At 59.5% G+C, this 24,657-nt stretch carries 17 protein-coding genes; 6 read left to right on the forward strand and 11 right to left on the reverse strand.

All coding sequences use genetic code 11. The features are described 5' to 3' along the window. Positions 1-98 precede the first annotated feature (98 nt). The gene (locus tag HSDC_RS12240; protein WP_064700232.1) at positions 99-755 is read left to right on the forward strand and encodes a 4'-phosphopantetheinyl transferase family protein; all 657 of its coding nucleotides are present in this window, start codon (positions 99-101) and stop codon (positions 753-755) included. Positions 756-810: 55 nt separating this feature from the next. Here HSDC_RS12240 and HSDC_RS12245 read toward each other — a convergent pair whose 3' ends face one another. The 9 genes from HSDC_RS12245 to HSDC_RS12285 all read right to left on the reverse strand — a co-directional run bounded on the left by HSDC_RS12245 (position 811) and on the right by HSDC_RS12285 (position 14,000). Beyond that, positions 811-3,822 (reverse strand): non-ribosomal peptide synthetase, encoded by a 3,012-nt coding sequence (locus HSDC_RS12245; RefSeq protein ID WP_064700233.1) that lies wholly within the window; start codon positions 3,820-3,822, stop codon positions 811-813. Positions 3,823-4,330: 508 nt separating this feature from the next. Continuing rightward, positions 4,331-4,528 carry a hypothetical protein gene (locus HSDC_RS12250; RefSeq protein ID WP_064700234.1) on the reverse strand — a complete coding sequence of 66 codons (198 nt, stop codon included), beginning with the start codon at positions 4,526-4,528 and terminating at the stop codon, positions 4,331-4,333. A 32-nt stretch (positions 4,529-4,560) separates the two neighbouring features. Continuing rightward, positions 4,561-4,947, reverse strand: a complete 387-nt coding sequence (locus HSDC_RS12255) for a SirB2 family protein (protein WP_064700235.1) — start codon at positions 4,945-4,947, stop codon at positions 4,561-4,563. 50 nt (positions 4,948-4,997) lie between these two features. Then, a complete protein-coding gene (locus HSDC_RS12260) occupies positions 4,998-6,209 on the reverse strand; it encodes an NnrS family protein (protein WP_082920033.1) in 1,212 nt (403 codons plus the stop codon). Positions 6,210-6,312: 103 nt separating this feature from the next. Continuing rightward, positions 6,313-7,125: a peptidylprolyl isomerase gene (locus tag HSDC_RS12265; protein WP_064700236.1), complete on the reverse strand. Its 813-nt coding sequence runs from the start codon at positions 7,123-7,125 to the stop codon at positions 6,313-6,315. Between the two features lie 57 nt (positions 7,126-7,182). Then, positions 7,183-7,863, reverse strand: coding sequence for a respiratory nitrate reductase subunit gamma (gene narI, locus HSDC_RS12270; RefSeq protein ID WP_064700237.1), 681 nt, complete (start codon positions 7,861-7,863; stop codon positions 7,183-7,185). Continuing rightward, the gene (gene narJ, locus HSDC_RS12275) at positions 7,860-8,642 is read right to left on the reverse strand and encodes a nitrate reductase molybdenum cofactor assembly chaperone (protein WP_064700238.1); all 783 of its coding nucleotides are present in this window, start codon (positions 8,640-8,642) and stop codon (positions 7,860-7,862) included. Before narJ ends, narI begins: the two co-directional genes overlap by 4 nt. After that, on the reverse strand, positions 8,635-10,224 hold the full coding sequence (narH, locus tag HSDC_RS12280) for a nitrate reductase subunit beta (protein WP_064700239.1): 1,590 nt from the start codon (positions 10,222-10,224) through the stop codon (positions 8,635-8,637). The genes narJ and narH overlap by 8 nt, the downstream gene beginning before the upstream one ends. Continuing rightward, positions 10,221-14,000 (reverse strand): nitrate reductase subunit alpha, encoded by a 3,780-nt coding sequence (locus tag HSDC_RS12285; RefSeq protein ID WP_064700240.1) that lies wholly within the window; start codon positions 13,998-14,000, stop codon positions 10,221-10,223. The genes narH and HSDC_RS12285 overlap by 4 nt, the downstream gene beginning before the upstream one ends. Before the next feature lie 305 nt (positions 14,001-14,305). Between HSDC_RS12285 and HSDC_RS12290 the strand changes: the two genes are divergently transcribed. From HSDC_RS12290 to HSDC_RS12310, 5 genes are all read left to right on the forward strand, one after another. Then, a complete protein-coding gene (locus HSDC_RS12290; protein WP_064700241.1) occupies positions 14,306-16,162 on the forward strand; it encodes a histidine kinase in 1,857 nt (618 codons plus the stop codon). A gap of 37 nt (positions 16,163-16,199) precedes the next feature. Next, entirely contained in the window at positions 16,200-16,856 is a 657-nt protein-coding gene (narL, locus tag HSDC_RS12295) for a two-component system response regulator NarL (protein WP_064700242.1), read from the forward strand. Between the two features lie 234 nt (positions 16,857-17,090). Next, positions 17,091-18,743, forward strand: a complete 1,653-nt coding sequence (locus HSDC_RS12300) for an MFS transporter (RefSeq protein ID WP_244534501.1) — start codon at positions 17,091-17,093, stop codon at positions 18,741-18,743. 65 nt (positions 18,744-18,808) lie between these two features. Next, positions 18,809-20,074 (forward strand): MFS transporter, encoded by a 1,266-nt coding sequence (locus HSDC_RS12305; RefSeq protein ID WP_064700243.1) that lies wholly within the window; start codon positions 18,809-18,811, stop codon positions 20,072-20,074. Positions 20,075-20,088: 14 nt separating this feature from the next. Beyond that, on the forward strand, positions 20,089-20,655 hold the full coding sequence (locus HSDC_RS12310; RefSeq protein ID WP_064700244.1) for a YIP1 family protein: 567 nt from the start codon (positions 20,089-20,091) through the stop codon (positions 20,653-20,655). 104 nt (positions 20,656-20,759) lie between these two features. On the opposite strand, the gene HSDC_RS12315 is transcribed toward HSDC_RS12310, so the two are convergent. Both HSDC_RS12315 and HSDC_RS12320 read right to left on the reverse strand, forming a co-directional pair. Beyond that, on the reverse strand, positions 20,760-21,971 hold the full coding sequence (locus HSDC_RS12315) for a Hint domain-containing protein (RefSeq protein ID WP_073292247.1): 1,212 nt from the start codon (positions 21,969-21,971) through the stop codon (positions 20,760-20,762). Positions 21,972-22,987: 1,016 nt separating this feature from the next. Further along, positions 22,988-23,902 (reverse strand): Hint domain-containing protein, encoded by a 915-nt coding sequence (locus tag HSDC_RS12320; RefSeq protein ID WP_064700246.1) that lies wholly within the window; start codon positions 23,900-23,902, stop codon positions 22,988-22,990. Positions 23,903-24,657: the final 755 nt, after the last annotated feature.

The following is a 24,657-nucleotide window of genomic DNA, read 5'->3' on the forward strand; positions in this document are numbered from 1 at the left end:
AAGGCATTCCACAACGTCACCTTTACCAGGCAAGATCGACATCTGAAGCTGACTGCCTCCACCCTGGACAAGCCGTCCCCCAGAACGATGCAACGCACATGAGCAAAGCGTCACTCGACTGTCTGATAGCAGAAAACCTGGCCCACTGGCCTGAACAGACGGTCTATGCCTCGCGTGATACGCAAGCCGTACACTCGCCTCTTTTCCCCGTCGAGCAAGCCGCCATCGTGGGCGTCAGCGCGCAACGACAAAGGGAATTCGCAGCAGGCCGCTTTGCCGCACACGCCGTGCAAGCCAAGCTCGGCTTTCCTCCCACGGCAATTCCGATGGGCGAGGATCGTTCCCCGATCTGGCCTGCAGGGATGGTCGGCAGCCTCTCGCATACTGCAGATGCCTGCATCGCGGTGGGGGCCTTGTCACATCGTGTCCAAGCCATCGGCGTCGATGTCGAAAGCTTGGTCCCCCTTGAAGACACGCTTCACCCCGACATTGCCAGTCCAGCGGAACTTGCTTGTCTCGACAGTCCGCCCGGCCTGGCCGCCTTGCGGATCTTCTCGATGAAGGAAGCGGCCTACAAGGCCCAGTATCCTCTCAGCCAGGCGTTTTGCGACTTCGATGCCCTGGAAGTCGTGCCCGAAGGTCTGCGCTTTCGTCACTCTGTCGCTCCCTTTGCTCGAGGCACCATACTGCCCATCCGACAGTGGACGGGCTTCGGCCTGTGCCTGTCGCTCTGCCTGTTGAAAAGGCCCGCCTAGCGCAACGCGCCAGCGGGCCTCGTGAGCGTAAAACCGGCCGGAGATGAGACCCCGGCTAGTCGACAGGGGCCGTGGCCAGAGGTATCGGCACCCCCAGGTACGACAGGTAACGCTCCAGTTCCTCGCGGGCGAATACCGGTTCCTCGATACCGCTCCCCCTGAGGTAGTGCTTGGTGTTGCGACAATCCCAGCGATAGGTGTTCTGATACAACTCTACCGTGGACCGATCATCGTACATGGTGTCAGTGAACAGGCTCAGCAAGGGATAAAGCGGTGCTTTGGGGTTCTGTTCCCACTGCGCCTTCCACCGAGAATAGGGCAACACCTGGAAACGATAGCCGAAGAGTTCCTCCAGACGAGCGAAGAACTCCTTGAGCGTCGGGTTGTTGTCATCCTCATGAGTCAGATTGAACTTGCGACCCAGCCCTTCCGGGTTTCGCGATATATGAGCAATCGCCGCCGTCATGTAGTCGACGCTGGTCAACCCCTCTCGCAGTGCATCCAGATCGGGAATACTGCGATGCGCCACGCAGGTCTGAACCAGACGCCCCCACCACTGGTAATCCGCACATACGCCTCGAGTACTGTGATAGGTGGCGTAGCCCAGTCGGAAGGTCATCAGCGGCAAGCCACGCTGGGCTGCCTGGTCGGCCATCTTTTCCATGACCCATTTGCTGCGCACGTAGCCGATGTCGGTGATGACCGCGTCCAGATTCTGGTCGATGTCATCATCCTCGTACATCACACGCTTGCCAGTGTGCAGGTGGCCCCAGCTATATACGGAGATGGTGGAGAGCAGCATCAGAGGCTTCGTGCGCCTGGCAGCGGCAAAGCGCAGCAATTCCAGCAGCCCCTGGACATTGTCACGCTTCATGTACGAATAGGGCTGGATGAAATTGACCGCGCTGGCGGAATGGTAAATCACGTCAACTGCCTCGGCGAGCTCGTCGTAATGCATCTCCGTCAACCCGAGCCAAGGTTCCGACAGATCAGCCCGATACATCTCGACGCGTTCGCGGTCCGCTTTTGAAAGCGTGATGCCGTAGCGCGTCAGAGTTTCGTCCAGGCGTCGCCATGGATCCACTCCCGAACGGGCACGTACCGGGCAGTGCACGCGCGCCTCGGTGGTGGCCAGCAGGTCGGCCAGCAGATGAGCGCCGACGAAGCCGGTGACACCAGTGAGCAGAATGTGACGAGGCCGCACCAGTGAATCCGGCGCCTGCCACGTCGAGAACACCAGATCGTCGGGTAGGCTGGCATCTTCGCGCAAGGGATGGATCCGCTCCCGGTCCAGCGAGGGCCCTGGTTGGTCATTGCGCCGCCGCTCGTCCAGCAGTCGTGCCAGCGACGCGACGGTATCGTGTTCGAAAAGGTCGCGGATCCAGACCTGAACGGACAACCGTTCACGCACATCCTGCATCAGCCGAGCCGCCAGCAATGAATGACCACCGACATCAAAGAAGCGGTCGGTGCGGCCGAAACGGGAGTGCTCGAGCACTCTTGCCCAGGCATCGGCGATATCGCGTTCCGTCTGACTGGCATATGTCGCTTCCGGCGGGTGCTCCTGAACGTCGTTGTCAGTCTTGCCTGTCAGCTGTCGGTATCTTTGCAGCAACGCCTGCTTGTCCGTCTTGCCATTGGCGTTGAGCGGCAATGCATCGAGTGGCAGGATCGCTGAAGGCGCCATGTAGTCCGGCAGGGTTTCCAGCATCCCGCGGCGCAGTTCAGCCTCCGGCGGTGCCTGTTGTCCATCGGGCACGATGAAGGCCAGCAGCTGCCGCTCGCCACCGCCCTCCGTCTCGGAGGCCAGAACGACCGCCTCGCTCACCCCGGCCTGTGCATGCAACGCCTCTTCCACTTCGGCCAGTTCCACCCGGTTACCACGGATCTTCACCTGGTCGTCCAGGCGCCCCATAAATTGGAGGCGTCCATCCGAAAGTCGACGGGCCATGTCGCCCGTTCGGTACAGGCGCTGTCGCCACTGCGGATGAATGATGAACTTCTTACGTGTCAGCGGCTCGTTGTAGAGATATCCTCGAGCCAGATTGTCACCGCCGATGAAGATTTCTCCCGCCTCCCCCTCTGGCACCGGCGCCAGGCTCTCATCGAGCAAGTAGATATCGCTGCCGGCCATGGGATGGCCGATGGAGGGCCGATCATCCGTCTCGGCACCGGGCACACGATGACAGGTGGCGAAAATAGTGGCCTCCGCCGGCCCATAGCAATCCACCAATTGGTACGGCAAGTGCCTGGTAGGCGGCGGGAGCAGCTTTTCCCCAGCCGTGAACAGGTGGGTCAATGTCAGTTCCGGCGGCTGGGAGCAGGCAGTGACCGCCGGCACCAGTGCCGTGGGCACGAAGGCATGTGTGAGACGCTGGTCCGCGAAGAACGCCAACAACCGATCGGGATCCAGGCGTGTTTCCTCGTCTGGCAGGATCAGTGTGCCTCCGGCCATCAGCATCGACGCGATTTCCAGTTGCGCCACATCGAACCCGGTACCGGCCATCAGCGTGGAACGGCTTTCTGAGGTCACGCCCAGATTGTCGTTATGACACGCGACCACTCGCTCGAAGGCATGGTGCTCCACCATGACCCCCTTGGGGTTGCCAGTGGTACCCGATGTGAAGATCACATAGGCCAGGTCCTGGGAAGAAGGCAGGCTGTGGGGCTCACCATCGCTATCTGGCATGTCGTCGATAGCATGCACCGGGAAAGGCGCATCAACCGGACGGACACTGCAGGCCGCCAGCGCGAAAGGTGCGCCGCTTTGCGTCAGGATCCGTCGTTGCCGTAGAGCAGGATAGCGAATGTCCACCGGTATGTAGCCCGCCCCGCTTTTCATGACGCCGAGGATGGCCACCACGTAGCGGTGTGAGCGATCACACAGCAAGGGAACAAGATCTCCCTTGCCTACCCCCTGCTCACGCAAGAACGACGCCACGGCGCTACTGCGGCGATCCAGGTCGCCGTAGGTGAGGCTGGCGTCAGAATCGGTCACCGCTTCCCGGTGCGGGAAATGCTCGGCATGCGTCAGGAAATGGTGCAGTACGGTTTCGCAATGTCGCATCACGTGCTTATTCCTTACTGTTCATGGACAGTGGTTATGCCTCTTTGCCCTAAAACGAGATACCCATGTCACACCGTTGTATGCGACATAGGCGATCGACTTGAAATGAAGAAAATACGTCTTTGCCAGATGCTCGTCTCAAAGTCACCGATGCTTATCAGTGCCCCGGTGAGCACGGACATCTCTGCATTCGGACTTTTCGCCAAACTTCAAGAAAAGAGATCGAGCTTTCTCGCATCATGAGCTTCGAGATAACGAAGACCCACAAAAAAACCTAGCAGAAACAACGGAGACATCTAATGATTAACGAAAAGAACAGTTTTTATTTGTAAACACTGGAAACAAAAGTCACCGCTCGATATTCCTGCCTTCATGCGTTTCAGGACGCACAACTTATTATCGAGCCGGCCACGACAAAGATTGGCATGTAACTTTTATTATCTTTACGCGGGGACAAGGGTGAGAACGGCCGATAGTCGGCATGGTGCCACCGCCACCTTTTCCCACCTCACAATCCAGAGGTAGAGAACCCCACTTGCAACAAGATGCCTAACGCCAGGAAGAGATAACTGATCAGTCCCAGGAACATCAATGAACCAAAGATCAGGGTCTTGAAAACACGCTGATGATGCGACAGCTTCCATGCCAGCGACAGACACGCCACGTACAGGGGCAGGAGGACGAGAAGCAACGTCAGCTCAAACATGGTGTTCCTCCCTGCATGTCACGTCGTTTCCCCTATCCCAGCCAGGACAGCGGATGATGGCGGATGGCCGTGCCCACGATATAGACAAACACCAGCACGGCCAACAAGGCGGCACTCGCACGCTGCAACGGAGTACGGCCACGCTTGATGGCGACGCTTCCCAGCCCGATGTAGATCACCAGAGCGATGAGTTTCGCGACAAGCCAGGGATGCTGATGAGGCCAGAAACGCAACATCAGCATCAACCATACCCCGAAGGCCAGCAAGACCGTATCGACCAGATGAGGCAATACACGCACCCAACGTCTCTGCAACCGCTGCGGTGCCGTCACCGACCACCATGCCCTCAGCACGAACAAGACCAAGCTCAGGCCAGCCATAGCCATGTGCAGATGCTTGATCAGCCAATAGAGCGACATGTCCCTCCCCATCGTCACTCGCCCCGACTGCCGCCGATGCACGTCCGCCGTCATCCCGGCTTGCCATCGACCCTCGGTCGCATCAGTGGCACGGCATAGCGCCACACGAACATCGCGAACGCCAGCAACCAGCACAAGATACTCAGGCTTATTGTCCAGTGCGCCGCCTGTGGCCACAGCGCCGGTATCAGAGCACGCAGCACGGCCGCCAGCACCAGTGCCCCCAGCGCCATCCCGATGCCCGGCAGCGTCTCGATCGGCCGCCCGGTATGCCCCAGGGAGACACGGGCCATCATGGCCATCATCATGGTCCCCATGCCACCCACCGTGATGGCATGCAGCGCCAGCGATGGACCGATCAGCTGCAACGCCACCATGCCCCACATCGCCAGCCCCACGCACATCATGAGATAGCTGAGGTGCAGCCCCCACAACAAGGGCTTATGCAGGCAGCGCCACCCACCCCAACGCGCCAGGCGCAGCACATTGAATCCTGCCGCTGACAACGAGGCACTGGCCCATGCCGCACCTGGCAGAGCGGCGCCGAAACTCGCCACTTGCATGCCCACCAGGACAACCACCAGGCCAACCGCCAGAAATTCCAGCCACTTCAGGCCTGCCACCTGAGGGCGCCCCAGACGCCGGGCGGTGAAAAAGGGAATGACCCGCCCGCCCAGCACCACCATCAACAGCACGATCAACAACACCGTCAGGTGTGCACCGGACCGGACCATCATGGCATCGCCTTTCAGCATTCCCATGTGCATCGAGGCATTGGCCAAGAACAACACGCCAAGCACCGGCAGGAACACCAGGTTGCGCCACTGCCGAGCCCCAATCACCGCCTGAGCCAGCACCAGGGTCACCACCGGCAGCAATGCCAGGTCGACCAGCATCGGCAAGAGTTCGTGGCCCCCCGGCGGAAAGGCCATGACGCCCCGCCCCGCAAGCCACAATACCACCAGCCCCGCCAGCGGCAGCCCGTTCAGACCTCGCCGGCCGGTCCAGGTCTGCACCGCCGTAAGCAGAAAGCCGATCACAATGGCCATGCCGAAACCGAACAGCATCTCGTGCTGATGCCACCACAGCATGCCGCCATACGGCCTGAGCAGGACGCCGCCATGCCAGAAAGCCCCCCATATCGCCATCGCCAGCAGGCTGAAAACGGCGCCCAGGAGAAAGAAGGGGCGAAAGGCCAGTCGCCAGAACGCCATGCCCCTGGCGGGGACGGTCGAAGCCGGAGGAATGGAGTGCCTGGCCATGTTCGTCATCTCCCTTGCGTCCAGCGGCAAACCACGCATCCCCGGCGCCACCGGACTGCCGCCGAGGTCCGCTGGCCGATAGCGACATGAGCCATCGGCTCCCTCACTGCATCAGCACCTGATCGACATCCTCATCCAGCCGGATGCCTTCGACGCCAAATCTGGCTTCCAGCTCCAGCAGATAATGCCGTAGCGCACGGCGGGAAGCTTGCTCGCACAAGGTATGGCGGACCCTTCCCGCAACGCTTTCGAAGGGCAAGGGGCGCCCCTCCCGACGCTCGTCGATGACGACTACATGCCACCCATAGCGCGACTCCAGAGGCTGCATGTGCAGACCTTCGGGCAAATGCTGAAGGGCACGATCGAGTTCCTCGACGGTCTGGCCCGGCACCAGCCAACCCAGCTCGCCCCCCTCGTCCCGCGATGGACAGGCTGAGTGGCGCTGAGCCAGCTCCGTGAAGCGCCAAGGCGCGTCGCTCAACAACTCGATGAGCGATACGCCCTGCCGATGACCGGCATCGCGTGCCGCCACATCGTCCGGGGCGGCCGCCAGCAGGATGTGGCGGACGCACATGGTCGTCGGCTCACTGAAGCGCGCCTGATGGGCCGCATGAAAACGGCGGCAATCCGACTCGGTCGGTTCGGGCAGTTCGAGTTCGCGCTCGAGCAACTCGGCAATGGCGCCCTCGACGGCACTCTCATCATCCACCCTCAACCCTAGCTGCCCTGCCCGTTGCCGTAACAGCTCGCGAACCACCAGGGCCCGAGCGGCCTGAAACTGGGCCTCATCAGCGCTGTCGGCCGGATGGTACTGCATCTCCCTGGCGATCATCGCCTGATCGATCCGGATCTCGCCGACCTGAATGGGCGGCGGGGTCACGTCTGCCGGGACCATCTCAATATCGATCTTCTGCATGATAGTGTCCTTGCGCTTGCCAAGCGTGTCCTGAGCTCACCGGAATCGGCGCCCACTTCAGGCCCGACGGCGAACGATCTGGTAACGCCGGGTCAGATACCCCAGGGGCGCACTCCAGACATGCACCAATCGGGTGAAGGGAAAGAGCAGCACGATGGTCAGGCCTACCAGGATATGCAGCTTGTAGATGAGCCCGATCCCGATGAGGTGATCGGCGGCGCCCCCCTGGAAGAAGACGATGGCCTGAGCCCAATGAGCAAGCGCGAGCATCACGCCGCCATCCAGGTGGTTCAGCGCCGGGATGATGGTCAGGAGCCCAAGCGTCACCTGGATCACCAGCAGCAGGATGATGACCGTATCCATGAAGCTGGACGACGCCTTGACCCGGGCATTGGTGAGGCGTCGATAGGCCAGCATGGCCCCGCCGACCAGACACATGATACCCGCGATGCCGCCCACCAGAATGGCGATCACCTGCTTGGTGCCGGCGCTCATGAAGGGCGCATAGACCCAGTGCGGCGTCAGCAATCCCACGAGGTGGCCGAAGAAGATCACGAGGATGCCGATATGGAAAAGATTGCTGGCCAGCCGCATGCGCCGCGATGACAGCATCTGGCTGGAACCCGCCTTCCAGGTGTACTGGCCATGATCGAAGCGCAGCAGGCTGCCGATCAGAAAGATGGTGCCGGCAAGATAGGGATAGATCCCGAACAAGAGCGTATGCAAGAAGTGGCTCATGACTGACCTCCTTGATGCGGTGCGGCGTCGGGGTCGAGGATCCGCACCGTCGTACTCTGTGTCGCCGCCTTGCGCTCGGCCAGGCGTCGTCCCTCGGCGGATTGCAGGGCACAATCCTGATCGGAGGCGGCGGAGAAGCGCACCGCCTCCTCTTCCCAGACCGCATCCAGAGCCTCGGCCGTATGGTCCGGCGGTTCGGCCTTCACCGGCTCGCGCTGGGCTTCCAGCTCCGCCTCGGCGCCAATCAGCGCCAGCAGCGCCAAGGGCACCAGGGCATGATCGGCCTCGCGCTCCTCCAGGCGAGCCCCCAGGCAAGCCAGGATGTGACGGATCTCTCCCAACCATTGGGCGATCTCGGCCTCGGGGCGGGTGGAGAGATATTCCAGGAACAACGGCAGGTAATCGGGCAGCTCCCGAGCGTCGATCTCGAAGCCCGCGGCACGGTACTCGGCCAGCAGATCGACCATGGCCTGACCACGCTCACGGGACTCACCATGAACATGCTCGAAGAGCAACAGCGAGGTGGCCCGCCCACGGTCGAACAACGCCACGTACTCGGCTTGCCTCTCCATGAGGTCGTCCTCGGCCAAGCGTTGGCACCACCCCGTCAAGGCGGCGCGCAATGTTGGCGACCAGCGTCGCTCGGCGTCGAGGATCTCGATCATTTCGCCGGTGGCTGCCTGCAATGCTGCCGAGGGATAATCCAGCAAGCGAGACAGCACCCGCAGACTCAACATGCCACCGGGCGACTCATCATGTTGCATCGCTGCCTCAGTCATCGCGCGCCTCCTCGGCCTTTTCGTCGTGCCGAGCCTCACGCTGGGCCCGTGGGTCGAAGACGTCCACCGGCTGCACCAGCGTCGAGGTCTGCTTGCGACCACCGAACAGACTTCCGCCACTGTCGCCACCATGGCAGCCATCACCAAAGCTGAACCCACAGCCACCGCGTTCGGGGAAGGCATCGATGGCCTGCTCCCGATGGCTGGTGGGAATCACGAAACGGTCCTCGTAATCGGCAATGGCCAGGTAGCGATACATCTCCTCGACCTGGGCCTCGTCAAGCTCGACCTCGTCGAGCACCGTGACATCCGACTGTCCTTCGACATGCTTGCCTCGCATGTAGAGACGCATGGCCATCAGTCGCTTCAACGCCAGGACCACGGGGGCCTCCTCGCCGGCGGTGAGCAGGTTGGCCAGGTATCTGACCGGGATGCGCAGCGACTCGATCTTCGGCAGTACGCCGTCGAACTCGACCTTGCCCGCCTCGGCGGCGGCTTGGATCGGCGACAGCGGCGGCACGTACCAGACCATCGGAAGGGTGCGATACTCGGGGTGCAGCGGCAATGCCAGGCCCCACTCCATGGCCAGCTTGTAGACCGGGCTTTCCTGGGCCGCCTTGATCACGTTGTCGGCAACACCGTCCTGGCGAGCCTGGGCGATCACCTCAGGATCGTGGGGATCGAGGAAGATGTCGCGCTGACGATGATAGAGATTCCGCTCGTCCGGGGTACTCGCCACTTCCTCGATACGGTCCGCATCATAGAGCAGCACGCCCAGATAGCGGATACGGCCCACGCACGTCTCGGAACAGACGGTCGGCTGCCCCGCCTCGATACGTGGGTAGCAGAAGATGCACTTCTCGGACTTGCCGCTCTTCCAGTTGTAATAGATTTTCTTGTAGGGACAGCCCGAGATGCACATCCGCCAGCCACGGCACTTGTCCTGATCGATCAGCACGATGCCGTCCTCCTCGCGCTTGTAGATCGCCCCGCTGGGACAGGACGCCACGCAGGTGGGGTTCAGGCAGTGCTCGCATAGCCGCGGCAGATACATCATGAAGGTGTTTTCGAACTGGCCGTAGATATCGGCCTGCACCTGATCGAAGTTGGCATCGCGGCGCCGCTTGGCGAACTCGGTGCCAAGGATCTCTTCCCAGTTGGGCCCCCATTCGATCTTGTTCATGCGCTGGCCGGAAATCAGCGAACGCGGTCGAGCCACGGGCTGATGCTTGCCCTGTCCGGCGGTATGCAGATGCTGGTAGTCGAAAGTGAACGGCTCGTAGTAGTCGTCGATTTCCGGCAGATCCGGATTGGCAAAGATGTTCGCCAGTACCCGCCATTTGCCACCGATGCGCGGCTCGATATGGCCGTCCGTGCGACGCAGCCAACCGCCGCGCCACTTCGCCTGGTTCTCCCACTCCTTGGGGTAGCCGATACCGGGCTTGGTCTCGACATTGTTGAACCAGGCATACTCGACCCCCTCGCGGCTGGTCCAGACGTTCTTGCAGGTCACCGAGCAAGTATGGCAGCCGATGCACTTGTCGAGATTCAGGACCATGCCGACCTGAGAACGAATCTTCATTTCACGGCCTCCTGCTGATCATCGTTGCCCTCTCCGTCCAGCCAATCGATGCGTTTCATCTTGCGCACGATGACGAACTCGTCCCGGTTGGAACCGACGGTACCGTAGTAGTTGAAGCCGTAGGACAGCTGCGCATAGCCGCCGATCATGTGGGTCGGCTTGGGACAGACACGCGTGACCGAGTTGTGGATCCCCCCTCGGGTCCCGGTCACTTCCGACCCCGGGACATTCAGGATGCGTTCCTGAGCGTGGTACATCATCACCATGCCGCTCTTGACCCGCTGGCTGACCACGGCCCGGGCCGTAATGGCGCCGTTGGCGTTGTAGAGCTCGAGCCAGTCGTTGTCCTCGACACCGATCGACCGGGCGTCATCCTCGGACAGCCAGACGATGGGGCCACCCCGTGACAGGGTCTGCATCAGCAGGTTGTCGCTGTAGGTGGAATGGATCCCCCACTTCTGGTGCGGGGTGATCCAGTTCAGGGCGATTTCCGGGTTGCCGTTGCCCTTAGGCGCCGCCACGCTGGCCATCGCCTTGGTATCGATCGGTGGTCGATAGACCAGCAGGCTCTCGCCGAACGCACGCATCCAGGCATGATCCTGATAGAACTGCTGGCGACCGCTGACGGTGCGCCAGGGAATCAGCTCGTGGACATTGGTATAGCCAGCGTTGTAGGAGACATGTTCGTCCTCCAGCCCGGACCAGGTCGGGCTGGAAATGATCTTGCGCGGCTGGGCGACCACATCGCGAAAACGGATCTTCTCTTCTTCCTTGGGCTCGGCAAGATGCTTGTGATCGCGACCGGTGACCTTCGAGAGCGCCTCCCAGGCCCTTACCGCCACTTGGCCGTTGGTCTCCGGCGCCAGCGACAGGATCACCTCGGCGGCATCGATGGCCGACTCGATGCGCGGTCGTCCCTTGGCCGCTCCTGCCGATTTCACGCGATTGAGCTTGCCGAGCAGCTTGACTTCCCGCTCGGTCTGCCAGTTGATTCCCTTGCCGCCATTTCCCAGGCTGTCGAGCAATGGTCCCAGGGAGGTAAAGCGCTCATAGGTGGCCGGATAGTCACGCTTGACCTCGATCAGTGACGGCATGGTCCGGCCGGGTATCGGGTCACATTCACCACGCTTCCAGTCCTTGACCTCCGGCTGAGCCAGCTCGGCGGGAGAATCATGCTGCAGAGGCAAGGTGACCAGGTCGGTTTCCTGGCCCAGATGACCCACGCAGGCCTTGGAGAACGCCTTGGCGATGCCCTTGTAGATGTCCCAGTCGCTGCGCGACTCCCAGGCCGGATCGGTGGCCGCCGTCAGCGGATGGATGAAGGGGTGCATGTCCGAGGTATTGAGATCGTCCTTCTCGTACCAGGTGGCCGTGGGCAGCACGATGTCCGAATACAGGCAGGTCGTGGACATCCGGAAATCCAGGGTCACCAGCAGGTCGAGCTTGCCTTCCGTTGCCTCGTCGCGCCATACGACCTCCTCCGGTTTGGGGCCACCTCCCTCGCCCAGATCCTTGCCCTGGATACCGTGGCGGGTGCCCAGCAGATACTTGAGCATGTACTCATGCCCCTTGCCGGAACTGCCCAGCAGGTTGGAGCGCCAGATGAACATGTTGCGCGGAATGTTCTGGGGATCGTCCGGGTCCTCGGCGGCAAAACGCAACGTGCCGGCCTTGAGTTGGTCGACGACATAGTCGGCGCAGGACTGCCCCGCCTCGGCGGCCTTGCCGGCCAGCGACAGCGGATTGGTGGCAAGCTGTGGCGCCGAAGGCAACCAGCCCATGCGCTCGGCACGCACATTGAAGTCGATCAGGCTGCCACGGTAGTCGGCCGGATTGGCCAGCGGTGAGAGGATCTCCTTGATCTCGAGCTTTTCGTAACGCCACTGAGAGGAATGGTTATAGAAGAAGGAGGTGGAGTTCATCTGTCGTGGCGGACGCTGCCAATCCAGCCCGAAGGCCAGCGGCAGCCAGCCGGTCTGCGGGCGCAGCTTTTCCTGGCCGACGTAATGGGCCCATCCACCACCGCTCTGGCCAACACAACCGCACATGATCAGCATGTTGATCAGGCCACGGTAATTCATGTCCATGTGGTACCAGTGGTTCATCCCGGCACCGACGATGATCATGGAGCGACCCCGGGTCTTGTCGGCATTATCGGCGAACTCCCGGGCAATGCGCAGGCACTGCTCGGCGGGGACGCCGGTGATCTTCTCCTGCCAGGCTGGGGTATAAGGCTTGACCTGATCGAAAGCGGTCGCACCATCATCCTCCCCCTCGTGCTCGCCGAACCCACGGTCGATCCCATAGTTGGCGCACATCAGGTCGAAGACCGTGACCGCCAGCACTTCGCGGCCGGAGGCCAGCGTCAACCGCTTGGCCGGCAGGCAATGGAACAACAGCTCGTTGCTCGGCCCGGAACTCTGGACATGGTCGAAATGCTCACGGGCAATGCCGCCGAAATAGGGAAACGCGACCCTCGCGACCGTCTCGCCGGTCTTGGCTAGGCTCAACAAGGGACGGATGTCATTGCCCTGGGCATCGCGTGGCTCGAGATTCCACTTGCCGTCTTCTCCGCCACCCTCTCCCCAGCGAAAACCGATCGACCCGCGTGGCACGACGAGGCGGTCGCTCAACTCGTCCCAGGCCACGACTTTCCACTCGGGATTGTTGTCCTGCCCGAGGTTGTCCTCGAAGTCACCGGCGCGCAATTGCTTGCCGGGCATGTAGCTGCCATCCTCGCGCTCCTCGAGCTCGACCAGGCAGGCCATGTCGGTATAGCGACGCACATAGTCGGTGAAATAGGCGCTCGGATTGTCGAGATGGAATTCCTTGAGAATCACGTGGCCCATGGCCATGGCCAGTGCCGCATCGGTCCCCTGCTTGGCGGACAGCCACTCATCGGTAAGCTTGGAAACCTCGGCGTAGTCCGGGGTCACCGAGACGGTCTTGGTGCCCTTGTAACGGACTTCGGTGAAGAAGTGAGCGTCCGGGGTGCGGGTCTGGGGCACATTGGACCCCCAGGCGATGATGTAACCCGAGTTGTACCAGTCGGCGGATTCCGGCACATCGGTCTGCTCGCCCCAGGTCTGCGGGCTGGCCGGCGGCAGGTCGCAATACCAGTCGTAGAAGCTCATGCAGACGCCGCCGATCAGTGACAGATAGCGACTGCCGGCCGCATAGGAGACCATCGACATGGCAGGAATCGGCGAGAAGCCGATGATCCGGTCCGGCCCGTACTGCTTGGCCGTGTAGACGTTGGCGGCGCCGATCAACCCATTGACCTCGTCCCACTCGGCGCGCACGAAACCGCCCATGCCCCGAGCCTGCTTGTACTGCCTGGTGCGAGCCGGATCCTCGACAATCGACGCCCAGGCATCCACCTCATCGCCATGTTCGGCCAGCGCCTCCCGCCATAGCTTGAGCAACGGCTTGCGGATCAATGGATACTTCAAACGGTTGGCGCTGTAGATGTACCAGGAATAGCTGGCCCCACGCGGACACCCCCTGGGCTCATGATTGGGCAGGTCGGGCCGGGTACGCGGATAGTCGGTCTGCTGGGTCTCCCAGGTGACCAGTCCATTCTTGACGTAGATCTTCCAACTGCATGAGCCGGTGCAGTTCACCCCATGCGTGGAGCGCACCACCTTGTCGTGCTGCCAGCGCTGTCGATAACTGTTCTCCCAGTCCCGGGCTTCCTCGCGCAGTTCTCCGTGATCATTGGCGAAGGGAACTCGGGTCTTGCGAAAGAAGCTCAGCCGATCAATGAAATGGCTCATGGTGGCTCTCCAGGCTCCGCGAAATCAGCATGTCCGCCACGCCAGGTGGTCACGGTCATGCCGGCGTGGACATCGTTAGCTAGTAGGATTCTGGGCGATCACACCACCAATTACTGCCCGATTACCTCCATATCGTCCGCGACTACCTCCAAGGAGATAGAAGGCACCTCCTCGATGGGCGCAGCGATAATGCGTGGGCACGGATGCCGAAGAAAGGAACAGCCGATAGACCTGACTTGGAGAGGCATCGACAGCCCACTAAGGTATAGTGGCGTTCCTGTTCAACGTTGCCTTTCGGAGTCCCGATGAAACTGCTGCAACGCTCCCTGGCAGCCCGCATCACGGCTTCGTTGCTGACAATCAGCCTCATGGCATTGATCAGCATCGCCATGACCGTGTGGATGGCCGGGAGCAGCCGAGGGGATGCCGACGCTATCAACTGGGCCGGCTCATTGCGCCTTAACACCTACCAGTTGATCACGGCCTTGCAGCGTTACCAGCATGAGCCTGAGGATGCACAACGCCAGCATGTGATAGCGCTGGCAGAACGCTTCACCGACCGCTTGGACAATCCAAGATTGATGGGCTCCCTGCCGACGACCGATGAGCCTCGAATACAGGCCCGTCACCAGCAGCTCGAGCACCACTGGCGGGAGCAGCTTGCCCCTCGGATCGCCTCTGTCTTCAATGATGATGCTGAGGTCGCCCGGCTCATCGATGAGCTGGAAGACCAGAAGAGCGCCATCGATCACCTGGTTTCATTGCTCGAGCGCAACAGCGAGATCAAGTTCCAGCGCCTCGAGCTGCTGCAGATCTTCTTTCTGGCGCTGACGGTCATGGTCGTCGTCATCGCCCTCTACGACATCCGCCACAACCTGGTACGCCCGCTGCGCCAGCTGGTCGTACTGGCGCGGGAAACCAGCCGGCACAATTTCACTCATCGTAGTCAATTGCAGGGTGGCGACGAACTGGCCCTGCTCGGCCGCGCCATGGATACCATGACCGCGGAGCTTGGCACCAGTTATGCGAAACTCCAGGATCGTGTATCGCGCAAGAAACAGGAACTGGCCCGCAGCAATGCGGCCATGCAGATTCTCCATGACGGCAGCCGAGCCCTCTACGGTGGCGGTAATGATCTCTGCACCAGCGCCGCCCCCATGTTGCGTCGCCTGGAGAAGCTGCTCGATATCGGCCCTATCGGATTCTCGCTGCACGACCCCTTCGACCAGCGTGACGTCCCCATCCTCACCACGCATTCACCGCACCGCCCCACCTACTGTCGCGACCAGAACTGCCAGGCCTGCCTGCTCGAGCCCAGCCCCGAGGCATTCACCGAGAAGGGAGAAGCAAGACTCGAGTGCCTGACGCTACCCGTGAGCGTCGGCGATACCCTGCTCGGTACCCTGAAGGTTCACTACGCCGCCAATCTCGGCCTTACCGACAGCACTCGACGCCTGCTCAATGCCCTGACCGATCAGCTTGCCACAGCGGTCTATCTGCAGAGACGCATCGAGCAGCAGCAACAGGTGACGTTGATGAACGAGCGCACGATCATCGCACGTGAATTGCACGATTCCCTGGCTCAGTCACTGTCCTACCTCAAGATCCAAGTCACTCGCCTGGAACGCATGCAGGGCAAGGGGCTGTCCCCACAGGACCAGGCCCCCGTCTTCGACGAGCTACGCACCGGACTGGACAGCGCCTATCGCCAGCTACGCGAGCTGCTCACGACCTTCCGACTGCGCCTCGACGGCACGAGCCTGCAGAGCACCCTGAGTCAGACCGTCGCGGAATTCAGCGATCGTCTGGGCTTTGCCGTGGAACTCGATTTCGACGTGCCTCCACAGTTGCTCAATCCCAACGAAGAGATCCATGTACTCCAGGTCGTGCGCGAGGCCCTGGCCAATATCCTCAAGCACGCACATGCCCGCTGGGCCAGCGTCACGGTACATTTCACCCAGTCTTGCCTGAGTGTCATCATCGCGGACGATGGCATCGGCCTGGAGAGCGCGGCCTCGCCCCCCATGCACCATGGCCTGGTGATCATGCACGATCGCGCCGAGACCCTGGGAGGCACGCTCCAGGTGCGCCGGCGCGATGGCGGCGGTACCCTCGTCACTCTCGTCTTCACCCCACAGACGGCACGGCTGATCGCGCAATAGCCACCTGGCGTCATTGACCAGCAAGAGACCCACAAGGATGCCCCACTCCGACACCGCCCGTATCCTGATCATCGACGACCATCCGCTGCTGCGCCGCGGTGTGATCCAACTGCTCGAGCTCGAGGACGATCTGATGCTCGTCGGCGAGGCGGGCACGCCGGCAGAGGGGCTACGCCTGGCCGACGAGCGCGACCCTGATCTGATCCTGCTCGACCTCAACATGCCCGACATGGATGGCATCGCCACCCTCAAGCAGCTACGCCATAACGAGTTCGCCGGGCGCATCGTGATCTTCACCGTCTCCGACCACGAGGAGGATGTGGTCGCTGCCCTTCAGGCTGGCGCCGATGGCTATCTGCTCAAGGACATGGACCCGGACGACATGCTGCACCAGCTACGCCAGGCCGCACTGGGTCGCATGGTGATCAGCGACAGCCTTGCCTCGCTGCTCGCTGAGGCACTGCGCAACCAGAAGAGCCAGCCCGTCGCGCCCGACATTCACAGCCTGACCCAGCGCGAGAAGGAGATTCTGCGAGAACTGGCCGAAGGACTGTCCAACAAGCTGATCGCCCGTCGACTCGACATCACGGAGGGCACGGTCAAGGTACACGTCAAGCATCTGCTCAAGAAGCTCAATCTACGCTCGCGCGTCGAAGCGGCGGTATGGGCCGTGCAGGAAGGACTCGATAGATAGAGCGAAATACCTCCGATGATCCAACGCGCCCTCTCAGGCCCGCTCCACACCGAAGCTAGGCATCCAACTCATTGATATCCCTAAAAAGCGATCCCCCCTCGCGCTACCCACAAGGAGGTATCCAGCCGATTTAACGCCTTTCGGAACGCATTTCTCTGGTGCCATCTCCGACGTATCTTTCCCAACGAAGCCCCTCGTGGGGTCCATCGTGAAATGCCAAGGGGAAGATGCACCATGGGCCGAGAAAGCGTCGATGCTACCCGCAAGTCAGGCGAGCAAGACCTTCCATCCAAGGGTGGGAAAATCAACGCCGACATCGAACACTGGGATGTCGAGGATACGACCTTCTGGGAGACCGTCGGAAACCGAGTCGCCAATCGCAATCTGTGGATTTCCATTCCCAGTCTGGCGATGGGGTTTGCCATCTGGATGATGTGGGGAATGATCACCACTCAGATGCAGAATCTGGGCTTTCCCTTCACGGTCGATCAACTCTTCACCCTGACCGCCATCGGTGGGCTATCCGGTGCCACCCTGCGGATTCCCGCCTCCTTCATGATCCGCATCGCCGGTGGTCGCAACACGATTTTCCTGACGACCACCCTGCTGATGGTTCCTGCATTGGGGACCGGCCTTGCCCTGATGAATCCGCATACTCCCTTCTGGGTCTTTCAAGCCCTGGCGCTGCTCTCGGGCATCGGTGGCGGCAATTTCGCCTGCTCGATGAGCAACATCTCGACCTTCTTCCCGAAAGCACAGCAAGGCTATGCGTTGGGCATGAACGCTGGACTGGGCAACTTCGGTGTCACCACCATGCAGGTCTTGATTCCCTTGGTGATGACCGCGGGCCTGTTCGGCGCTCTCGCCGGCGCCCCCATGCCACTGAAAAGCGCCAGCGGGACACTGATCGGACGCATCGAAGCCGGCACCGATACCTGGATACAGAACGCGGGCCTGATCTGGGTGGTATTTCTGCTTCCCCTGGCCTTCGCCTGCTGGTTCGGCATGAACAACCTGCGCACCATCACCCCGCAACCAGGCACTCCGGCATCGGCCTTCGGCAAGATACTCGGCTTCTATGGCGTGGGCATCGCTACCTCGGTCGTGGGCGTGCTGGCCCTCGGCTGGCTCAGCATGTGGATTGCCTTGCCGATCACCATCCTGCTGACGCTCGCCGCGCTGCGCTCACTGCCCGGCCATGTCAAACCGGCCATCCAGCAGCAGTTCTCCATCTTCTCCAACAAGCACACCTGGTCGATGACGGTGCTCTATATCCTCACCTTCGGATCTTTCATCGGCTTTTCCGCCGCCTTGCCCCTCTCCATCAACGTCATCTTCGGCAACATGATGGAAGTGGCCGCCGATGGCAGCCTGACCCGTGTGCCCAACCCGGAAGCGCCCAGCGCCCTGACCTGGTCCTGGATGGGCGCCTTCGTGGGCGCCCTGATCCGCCCCGTAGGCGGCTGGATTTCCGACAAGGTCGGCGGCTCCATCGTCACCCAGATCATCTCCGCCGTCATGGTGGTGGCCTCCATCGCAACCGGCTACGTGATGATGCTGGCCTACAACGCCACCGACCCGAACCAGTATTTCTGGATATTTTTGGCACTGTTCATCGTGATGTTCGCGGCCAGCGGCATCGGCAACGGTTCCACCTTCCGAAGTATCGGCGTGATATTTGATACCCAGCAGAAAGGTCCCGTGCTGGGGTGGAGCTCGGCGATTGCCGCCTATGGGGCCTTCATCGCCCCACAAGTGATAGGCGGTCAGATCAAGGCCGGCACACCCGAGCTCGCCATGTACGGCTTCGCCGTTTTCTATGCACTCTGTCTGGTGGTGAACTGGTGGTTCTACCTGCGCGGCAACGCCTACGTGAAAAATCCCTGATATCGATGTCATGACGACAACCACACCGATTGCCCCGCCTCAATCCACGGCAGGAGGGAAAGGACATGGCCTCCCATCGCTTCAAGCAACATTCGGTTCTGGTGGCCAACACGTTTGCCTTCACCATGTGCTTCATGGTGTGGACGATGTTCGGCGAAATCGGCGTCCCCATCGCCGAGCAGCTCGATCTCAACAGTACTCAGTTCGGCATCCTCACCGCGGTCCCCATCCTGACCGGAGCGCTGAGCCGCCTGCCGCTGGGAGCCATGACCGACCACTACGGCGGTCGCCCGGTGTTTCTTGCCATCCTGATATTCGTGATCCCCGCCATCTGGGCGATCCAGTTTGCCACGCAGTACTGGCAGTTGCTGGTGCTGGGGGCCTGCATTGGCCTTGCCGGCGGTAGCTTCTCGGTAGGCATCACCTATACCGCCAAGTGGTTCGAGAAGGATCGACAGGGTCTGGCCATGGGCATCTTCGGTGCCGGCAATGCCGGGGCCGCCGTGACCAAGTACATCGCCCCCACGGTGATCATTCTGCTGGGCTGGCAATCGGTGCCCAACCTCTATGCGGTGATTCTGTTGATCACTGTCGTGCTGTTCTGGTTCTTCACCTATTCCGATCCCGCGCACCGGCACACCCAAGGAACCTCGCTACGTGAACAAATGAAGGTGCTCAACGATCCCAAGGTATGGAAGTACTGCCAGTATTATTCCGTGGTATTCGGGGGGTACGTGGGGGTCTCGCTGTGGCTGACCCACTACTACATGAGCGAGTATGGTTTGGGCATTCAACTGGCAGCGTTGATCGCCACCGTCTTCGTGTTGCCCTCCGGTGTGATTCGCGCCTTCGGCGGCTGGCTTTCCGACCGCTTCGGTGCCCATAACGTTACCTGGACCTGCATGTGGGCCAGCATGATTGCCCTTTTCATCATGTCCTATCCCAACACCCACTACAGCGTGCAGGCCGCCGGCGGTCAGGGAACCGTGGACTTCGGATTCGCCATCCCGGCATGGCTGTTCACCGTGGCACTGTTCGTGGTGGGCATTGCCTGGGGAATCGGCAAGGCTTCAGTCTTCAAGTACTTGTCCAACGAGTACCAAGAAAATCTCGGCCTCGTCTCGGGCATCGTCGGACTGGCCGGCGGGCTTGGCGGTTTCCTCTTGCCGATCATGTTCGGCATCTTGGTCGACCTCACCGGCATCGCCACCACGGTGTGGATGCTCTGCTTCGGCGTGACCCTGGTTTCCATCATCTGGATGTGGTGGACCGAACGCCGGGTTCCCATCCTGACACGCGAAGAAACTCCCACGCCTCCGGCCACCCACTAAACAGGAGCCCGCGCATGAAGATCTCCTCCATCCTCCTTTTGCCCATCACGCGTACCGCTGGCTGGAAGGAGCTGCAACAGCGCCGGCCATCCATTCCGATGCTGGCCTGGTGTCTGGTACTTCCCATGTCACTGCTGCCACCGATACTGCTCTATTACGCCGGCACCCATTATGGCGATGATTTCATGGCCGGCTTCGGCGATCGCCAGTGGCGCTTCATCACCACCATCCTGTTTCTGGCCGAACTACTGACCTTCTTCGTCATGGGCTGGCTGATCCACGCCGTGGTCAATGCGGAGCGTGAACTATCGATCGACTACCAAAACGCCTACTTGCTGGCCGCCCTGGCGCCGTTACCGATGTGGTCCGCCTCGATACTGCTGCTGATCCCCAGCCTGCTGCTCAATGTCGTGGCGGAACTGGTGGCCTTGGGTCTTTCCTGCAGTCTGATCTATCACGGCCTGCAGGCACTCTGCGAACGGCGCACCAATGATGTGATCACCATGTCAGCCACCTACACGATCATGGCAGCAGGCGTGCTTGCCTGGGGGCTATTGATGGGCATCGTCCTCGCCTATTGAGTTGAGCGCCATACCTCAGCCTGTTTCAGGAAACAGCAGCAAACAAGCAAAAGCACCGGCTGGGACAAGCCCTAGCCGGTGCCTTCAAGGTGGTTCAGGCCTTATCAGGAGAACTGGACCATGTCCTGAATACCCAGGCGCTCACGCAGGGCCATGGGCACTAGGCGACGCGACGAGATACGGTGGCGAGGCATCTCGATGACGCGTGTCTCGGTCCCGTAGAGCGCGACATACTCATCATAATTGTCGAAGGCCTGACGATCGATGTAATCGATGTAGGTCTCGACTTCTGTACCGTTGGCAATAACCACTTCACGATTCTCCATTTCGATGTGGTAATAGGTCACCGTGTCGGGCAACTCGCTGTTCGGTACATAATCGATCGAATCGTGGTTGACCAGCGCGCCAGCATCAATGACCAGGTCATCGATGACGAGACCATGGTGGGCAGTGAGGACGAGATCCCGGTTCGGCTGCCCCGGCGCCAAGGCATCTTCACGAACCCGCACAGGCGCGTTGTTGCCGGATGCCGTCAGTCGGCCGATTGTCTGGCGACCAAGCCATTTCACCGGCACCGACTCGCCACTGGCCGTCATTACCAGATCGCCGATCGACAGCGTCTCGACGGCGATTTCGCCGTCGGGTGTGGCGATCATCGTGCCCGCCGCAAAGCAGACTTGCGTATAGGTTCCCCCGGCGAGATAAGCGTTGGGATCCTTCATGAATTCATTGAACTCTTCTCGTGTCATCTTGATTTTGGCATTTACTTTGCTTCCGACGACGGCGCTTCCCTGAGTCAGATGCAAGAAACCATCGTGATAGGCTTCTCCCCAGTCAAGGAGGCCTTCATCTAGGGCCCACTCCCCTCCTCCCAGGTTGAGCGTATCACCAGGCTTCATTCCGGCAACCTCGAAAGTCGGCTCATCGGCAAGAGCTCCTTTTCCCCTATTGAAGGTAAAGGCTCCCGTTCCTTCGCTAGAGAAGTTGACAAAAAACTTGTTCGGCCCACTGAACGCTCTAAACTCAAATAAATTCAATACAACTTCACTATTCTCGCCAACACCGAACGTAAAACCATTATCCCTCTTGATATTGAAAATCCCCTGATCGACTGTCAACCTGCCACCGTTTATAGCGTTGAATGCCGAAGAAGAGCCTGCCTGAAAAACGTTAACATTGCCGATAGATGTCGAAACACCATCGACAGTCAACTCAAAATCTCCCAGGACCGTAATATTTAGGATACTGCCATCCTGCACGTCGCCCTCTTTAATCGTAACCTTCTGATCACCTCCCATACCTACACTAAAATCCATGTCTCACCCCTCTCAAGTTGGCACTCACTATCACCCCTATCCCGACCTCAACCCAACCGGGAAAGGCGCGACATTAAAACTAACTCGAAAAATACAATTATCAACTCAATTCACACTGATTTACTATTTAGCCAATCCAAAATATCAATATTTATCATTAAAAACAATAAGTTACAATAATGTTAAATAAGTATAAACAACAAATATGAACACATTTAACGTGTGGACATCGTTAACGTGAGCACATCATTATAAATAAATGTTACCTCGCTACAGCACGGAGAGAGAACTCGGCATGGCGAGAACACTACGACATGCCGCTTCCGATATGCCAAAAAGAGGAACGCTGACGGAAGGACCTTCACTTTCCCACGCTTACGTCCCCATCATCTCTGTTACACAAATCGATATAGAAAAAGCATCACAAGCGAAGCCCAGCTCGCGCCAACCAAACCTCGCATTGCGGGGTATATAGCATACCTCATTCAATGAAAGCGACTTCTTATCATTATTCAAAACATGAGAACAATTCCATTCGGGACCACCATGGCGCACCATGCAGCATGGTGACTTTCCCTTCCACTAGACTTATGGGCGCTCTTTACTGGAGAAACTTTTTCGATATCGAGGGAGCGACGTAGTTTCAGCCTCACCTTGTTCATGAAACAAGCTTGAAACTTACACTCAAAGATAGGCGTGACTAAAAAATCTGAAAATACTTAAAATACTCAACAGATGATGGCATGAAAGAAGGCGCATATTACAACGCCCCGTCTCTGACGGCCTTCAATATCCGCAAGTTGCTGCGGGAGATAAAGACGATAGCATCTTGGCCAAGAGATCATATGACCATGAAAATGGTCGCTTCCAATATGTGACGCATCATACTGCCCACCCCATGATCGCGTCCGACAAATAAAAACACCGGCCGGGCACACTGCGCGTGTCCAGCCGGTGTCATGAAGTACCTGCTATCTATCTTGCTGGCTTTCTACCTGGCTTGCTTTCTAAAGGGCTCAGGCCGTTCGGGAAAGCGGCATCACGTCCTGAATGCCCAGACGCTCACGCAGGGCCAGCGGCAGCAGACGACGCGACGAGATGCGGTGGCGGGGCATCTCGACGACGCGCGTCTCGATGCCGTAGAGCGCCACATACTCGGCATAGTTGTCGAAAGCCTGACGATCGACATAGTCGATGTAGGTCTCGGCCTCGGTGCCGTTGGCGAGAATCACCTCGTGAGAATCCGTCTCGATGTGGTAGTAGGTCACCGAATCAGGCAGTTCGGCACCAGGCACGTAATCGATGGTGTCGTGGTTGACCAACGCACCGGCGTTGATCACCAGGTCATCGAGAATGACACCATGGCTGGCGGTGAGCACGAGATCCTGATTCGGGATACCGGCGGCCAGGGCGCCTTCGCGGATCCGCACGGGAGAGTAGTTGCCTGCCGCACTCAGTCGGCTGATGGTCTGACGTCCGATCCATTTCACCGGCACCTGCTCGCCACTGGCAGTCATCACCAGATCGCCGATGGACAATGCCTCCACGGCAGTCTCGCCGTCGGGTGTGGCAATCATCGTGCCTGCCGCGAAGCAGACAGGCTGGGTAAAGGTACTTCCGGAAAGGTAGGCGTCGGGATTCTCCAGGAACTTTTGATATTGTTCCTCTGTCATCTCGATCCTGGCCACGACCTTGCCACCGACCACGTCATTGCCCTGCACCAGATTCAACTGGCCATCGCGATAAGCATCCTGCCAACCGAAGAAACCTTCATCCAGCCCCCACTCACCGCCACCGAGCTTGAGCTGATCGCCCTCCTGCATGCCCTTGACGTTGAAAGTGTAGTTATCGAGCAGGCTGACAGTGGGTTTTTCGAAGGTGAAGGAGCCGGTACCGTTGCCGGAGAACTCGACCTCATACGAGTTCAGCATGTTTCCTGCGCTCAAAGCGCCTGCATCAAACGTAATGCTACTGTTATCCCCAACGCCAAATTTCAAGCTATTGAGGGCACCTAACTGTCCAATGCCTTGATCAATTAACAGATTACCGCCATTGATGGCATTGAAACTGACATTCGATCCAGCCTGAGCGGACGCGATCCCATCGACACGCGTATCGACGCCATCAACGGTTAGCTGCGATGAGCCAAGAAAGGAAACTTCGAAAGAACTTCCTGCCGCATCATCTCCCTCTCCAATTGTAACGTTCTGATTCTCTCCGATTTCTAACTTGACTCCCGATGCCATATCAATCCCCCAGTATTATGAAATATAACAAATCAACTCCCTTCCTGAGAAACCAATAACTCAGGCGGTTAGAGAGTGATCGACACCCAACAGACCTTCAACAGAATTCACTTTGGTTTACTTTTAAGCAGCTTCAAGATCCCTGAATTTCACTTCAAAAACAATAGTTTGAGAAAATGTTAAATAATATTCACAAATAGAATGTGAACACATTTAACGTTTACAGGGCGTTAATGCGATGCAGAAATTATAAACAAACATTACTTCACCTTCTCTCCAACATCTTCTTGGCGCACTGGGCAGGAGATCGACATACCAAAAGTCTACGACTTCTATTCAGCAGAGAGACTGGTGATGGCACTACTCGACATGCAAAAAGGAAGGCTGACTTCAGAGGTCTCTATTAAAGAGAAGCGAGAATGACACGAAGATCACGAACC

The organism is Halomonas caseinilytica, assembly GCF_001662285.1.
GTDB classification, from domain to species: Bacteria; Pseudomonadota; Gammaproteobacteria; order Pseudomonadales; family Halomonadaceae; genus Halomonas; species Halomonas caseinilytica.

Excerpts from the sequence above, each read along its gene's own strand:
- narJ (WP_064700238.1), bottom strand. The coding sequence starts at position 8,642 with ATGACTGAGGCAGCGATGCAACATGATGAGTCGCCCGGTGGCATGTTG.
- narL (WP_064700242.1), top strand. The coding sequence starts at position 16,200 with ATGCCCCACTCCGACACCGCCCGTATCCTGATCATCGACGACCATCCG.
- HSDC_RS12240 (WP_064700232.1), top strand. The coding sequence starts at position 99 with ATGAGCAAAGCGTCACTCGACTGTCTGATAGCAGAAAACCTGGCCCAC.
- HSDC_RS12255 (WP_064700235.1), bottom strand. The coding sequence starts at position 4,947 with ATGTCGCTCTATTGGCTGATCAAGCATCTGCACATGGCTATGGCTGGC.
- narH (WP_064700239.1), bottom strand. The coding sequence starts at position 10,224 with ATGAAGATTCGTTCTCAGGTCGGCATGGTCCTGAATCTCGACAAGTGC.
- HSDC_RS12310 (WP_064700244.1), top strand. The coding sequence starts at position 20,089 with ATGAAGATCTCCTCCATCCTCCTTTTGCCCATCACGCGTACCGCTGGC.
- narI (WP_064700237.1), bottom strand. The coding sequence starts at position 7,863 with ATGAGCCACTTCTTGCATACGCTCTTGTTCGGGATCTATCCCTATCTT.
- HSDC_RS12260 (WP_082920033.1), bottom strand. The coding sequence starts at position 6,209 with ATGGCCAGGCACTCCATTCCTCCGGCTTCGACCGTCCCCGCCAGGGGC.
- HSDC_RS12305 (WP_064700243.1), top strand. The coding sequence starts at position 18,809 with ATGGCCTCCCATCGCTTCAAGCAACATTCGGTTCTGGTGGCCAACACG.
- HSDC_RS12245 (WP_064700233.1), bottom strand. The coding sequence starts at position 3,822 with ATGCGACATTGCGAAACCGTACTGCACCATTTCCTGACGCATGCCGAG.
- HSDC_RS12300 (WP_244534501.1), top strand. The coding sequence starts at position 17,091 with ATGGGCCGAGAAAGCGTCGATGCTACCCGCAAGTCAGGCGAGCAAGAC.
- HSDC_RS12290 (WP_064700241.1), top strand. The coding sequence starts at position 14,306 with ATGAAACTGCTGCAACGCTCCCTGGCAGCCCGCATCACGGCTTCGTTG.
- HSDC_RS12315 (WP_073292247.1), bottom strand. The coding sequence starts at position 21,971 with ATGGATTTTAGTGTAGGTATGGGAGGTGATCAGAAGGTTACGATTAAA.
- HSDC_RS12285 (WP_064700240.1), bottom strand. The coding sequence starts at position 14,000 with ATGAGCCATTTCATTGATCGGCTGAGCTTCTTTCGCAAGACCCGAGTT.
- HSDC_RS12250 (WP_064700234.1), bottom strand. The coding sequence starts at position 4,528 with ATGTTTGAGCTGACGTTGCTTCTCGTCCTCCTGCCCCTGTACGTGGCG.
- HSDC_RS12320 (WP_064700246.1), bottom strand. The coding sequence starts at position 23,902 with ATGCTGAACTCGTATGAGGTCGAGTTCTCCGGCAACGGTACCGGCTCC.
- HSDC_RS12265 (WP_064700236.1), bottom strand. The coding sequence starts at position 7,125 with ATGCAGAAGATCGATATTGAGATGGTCCCGGCAGACGTGACCCCGCCG.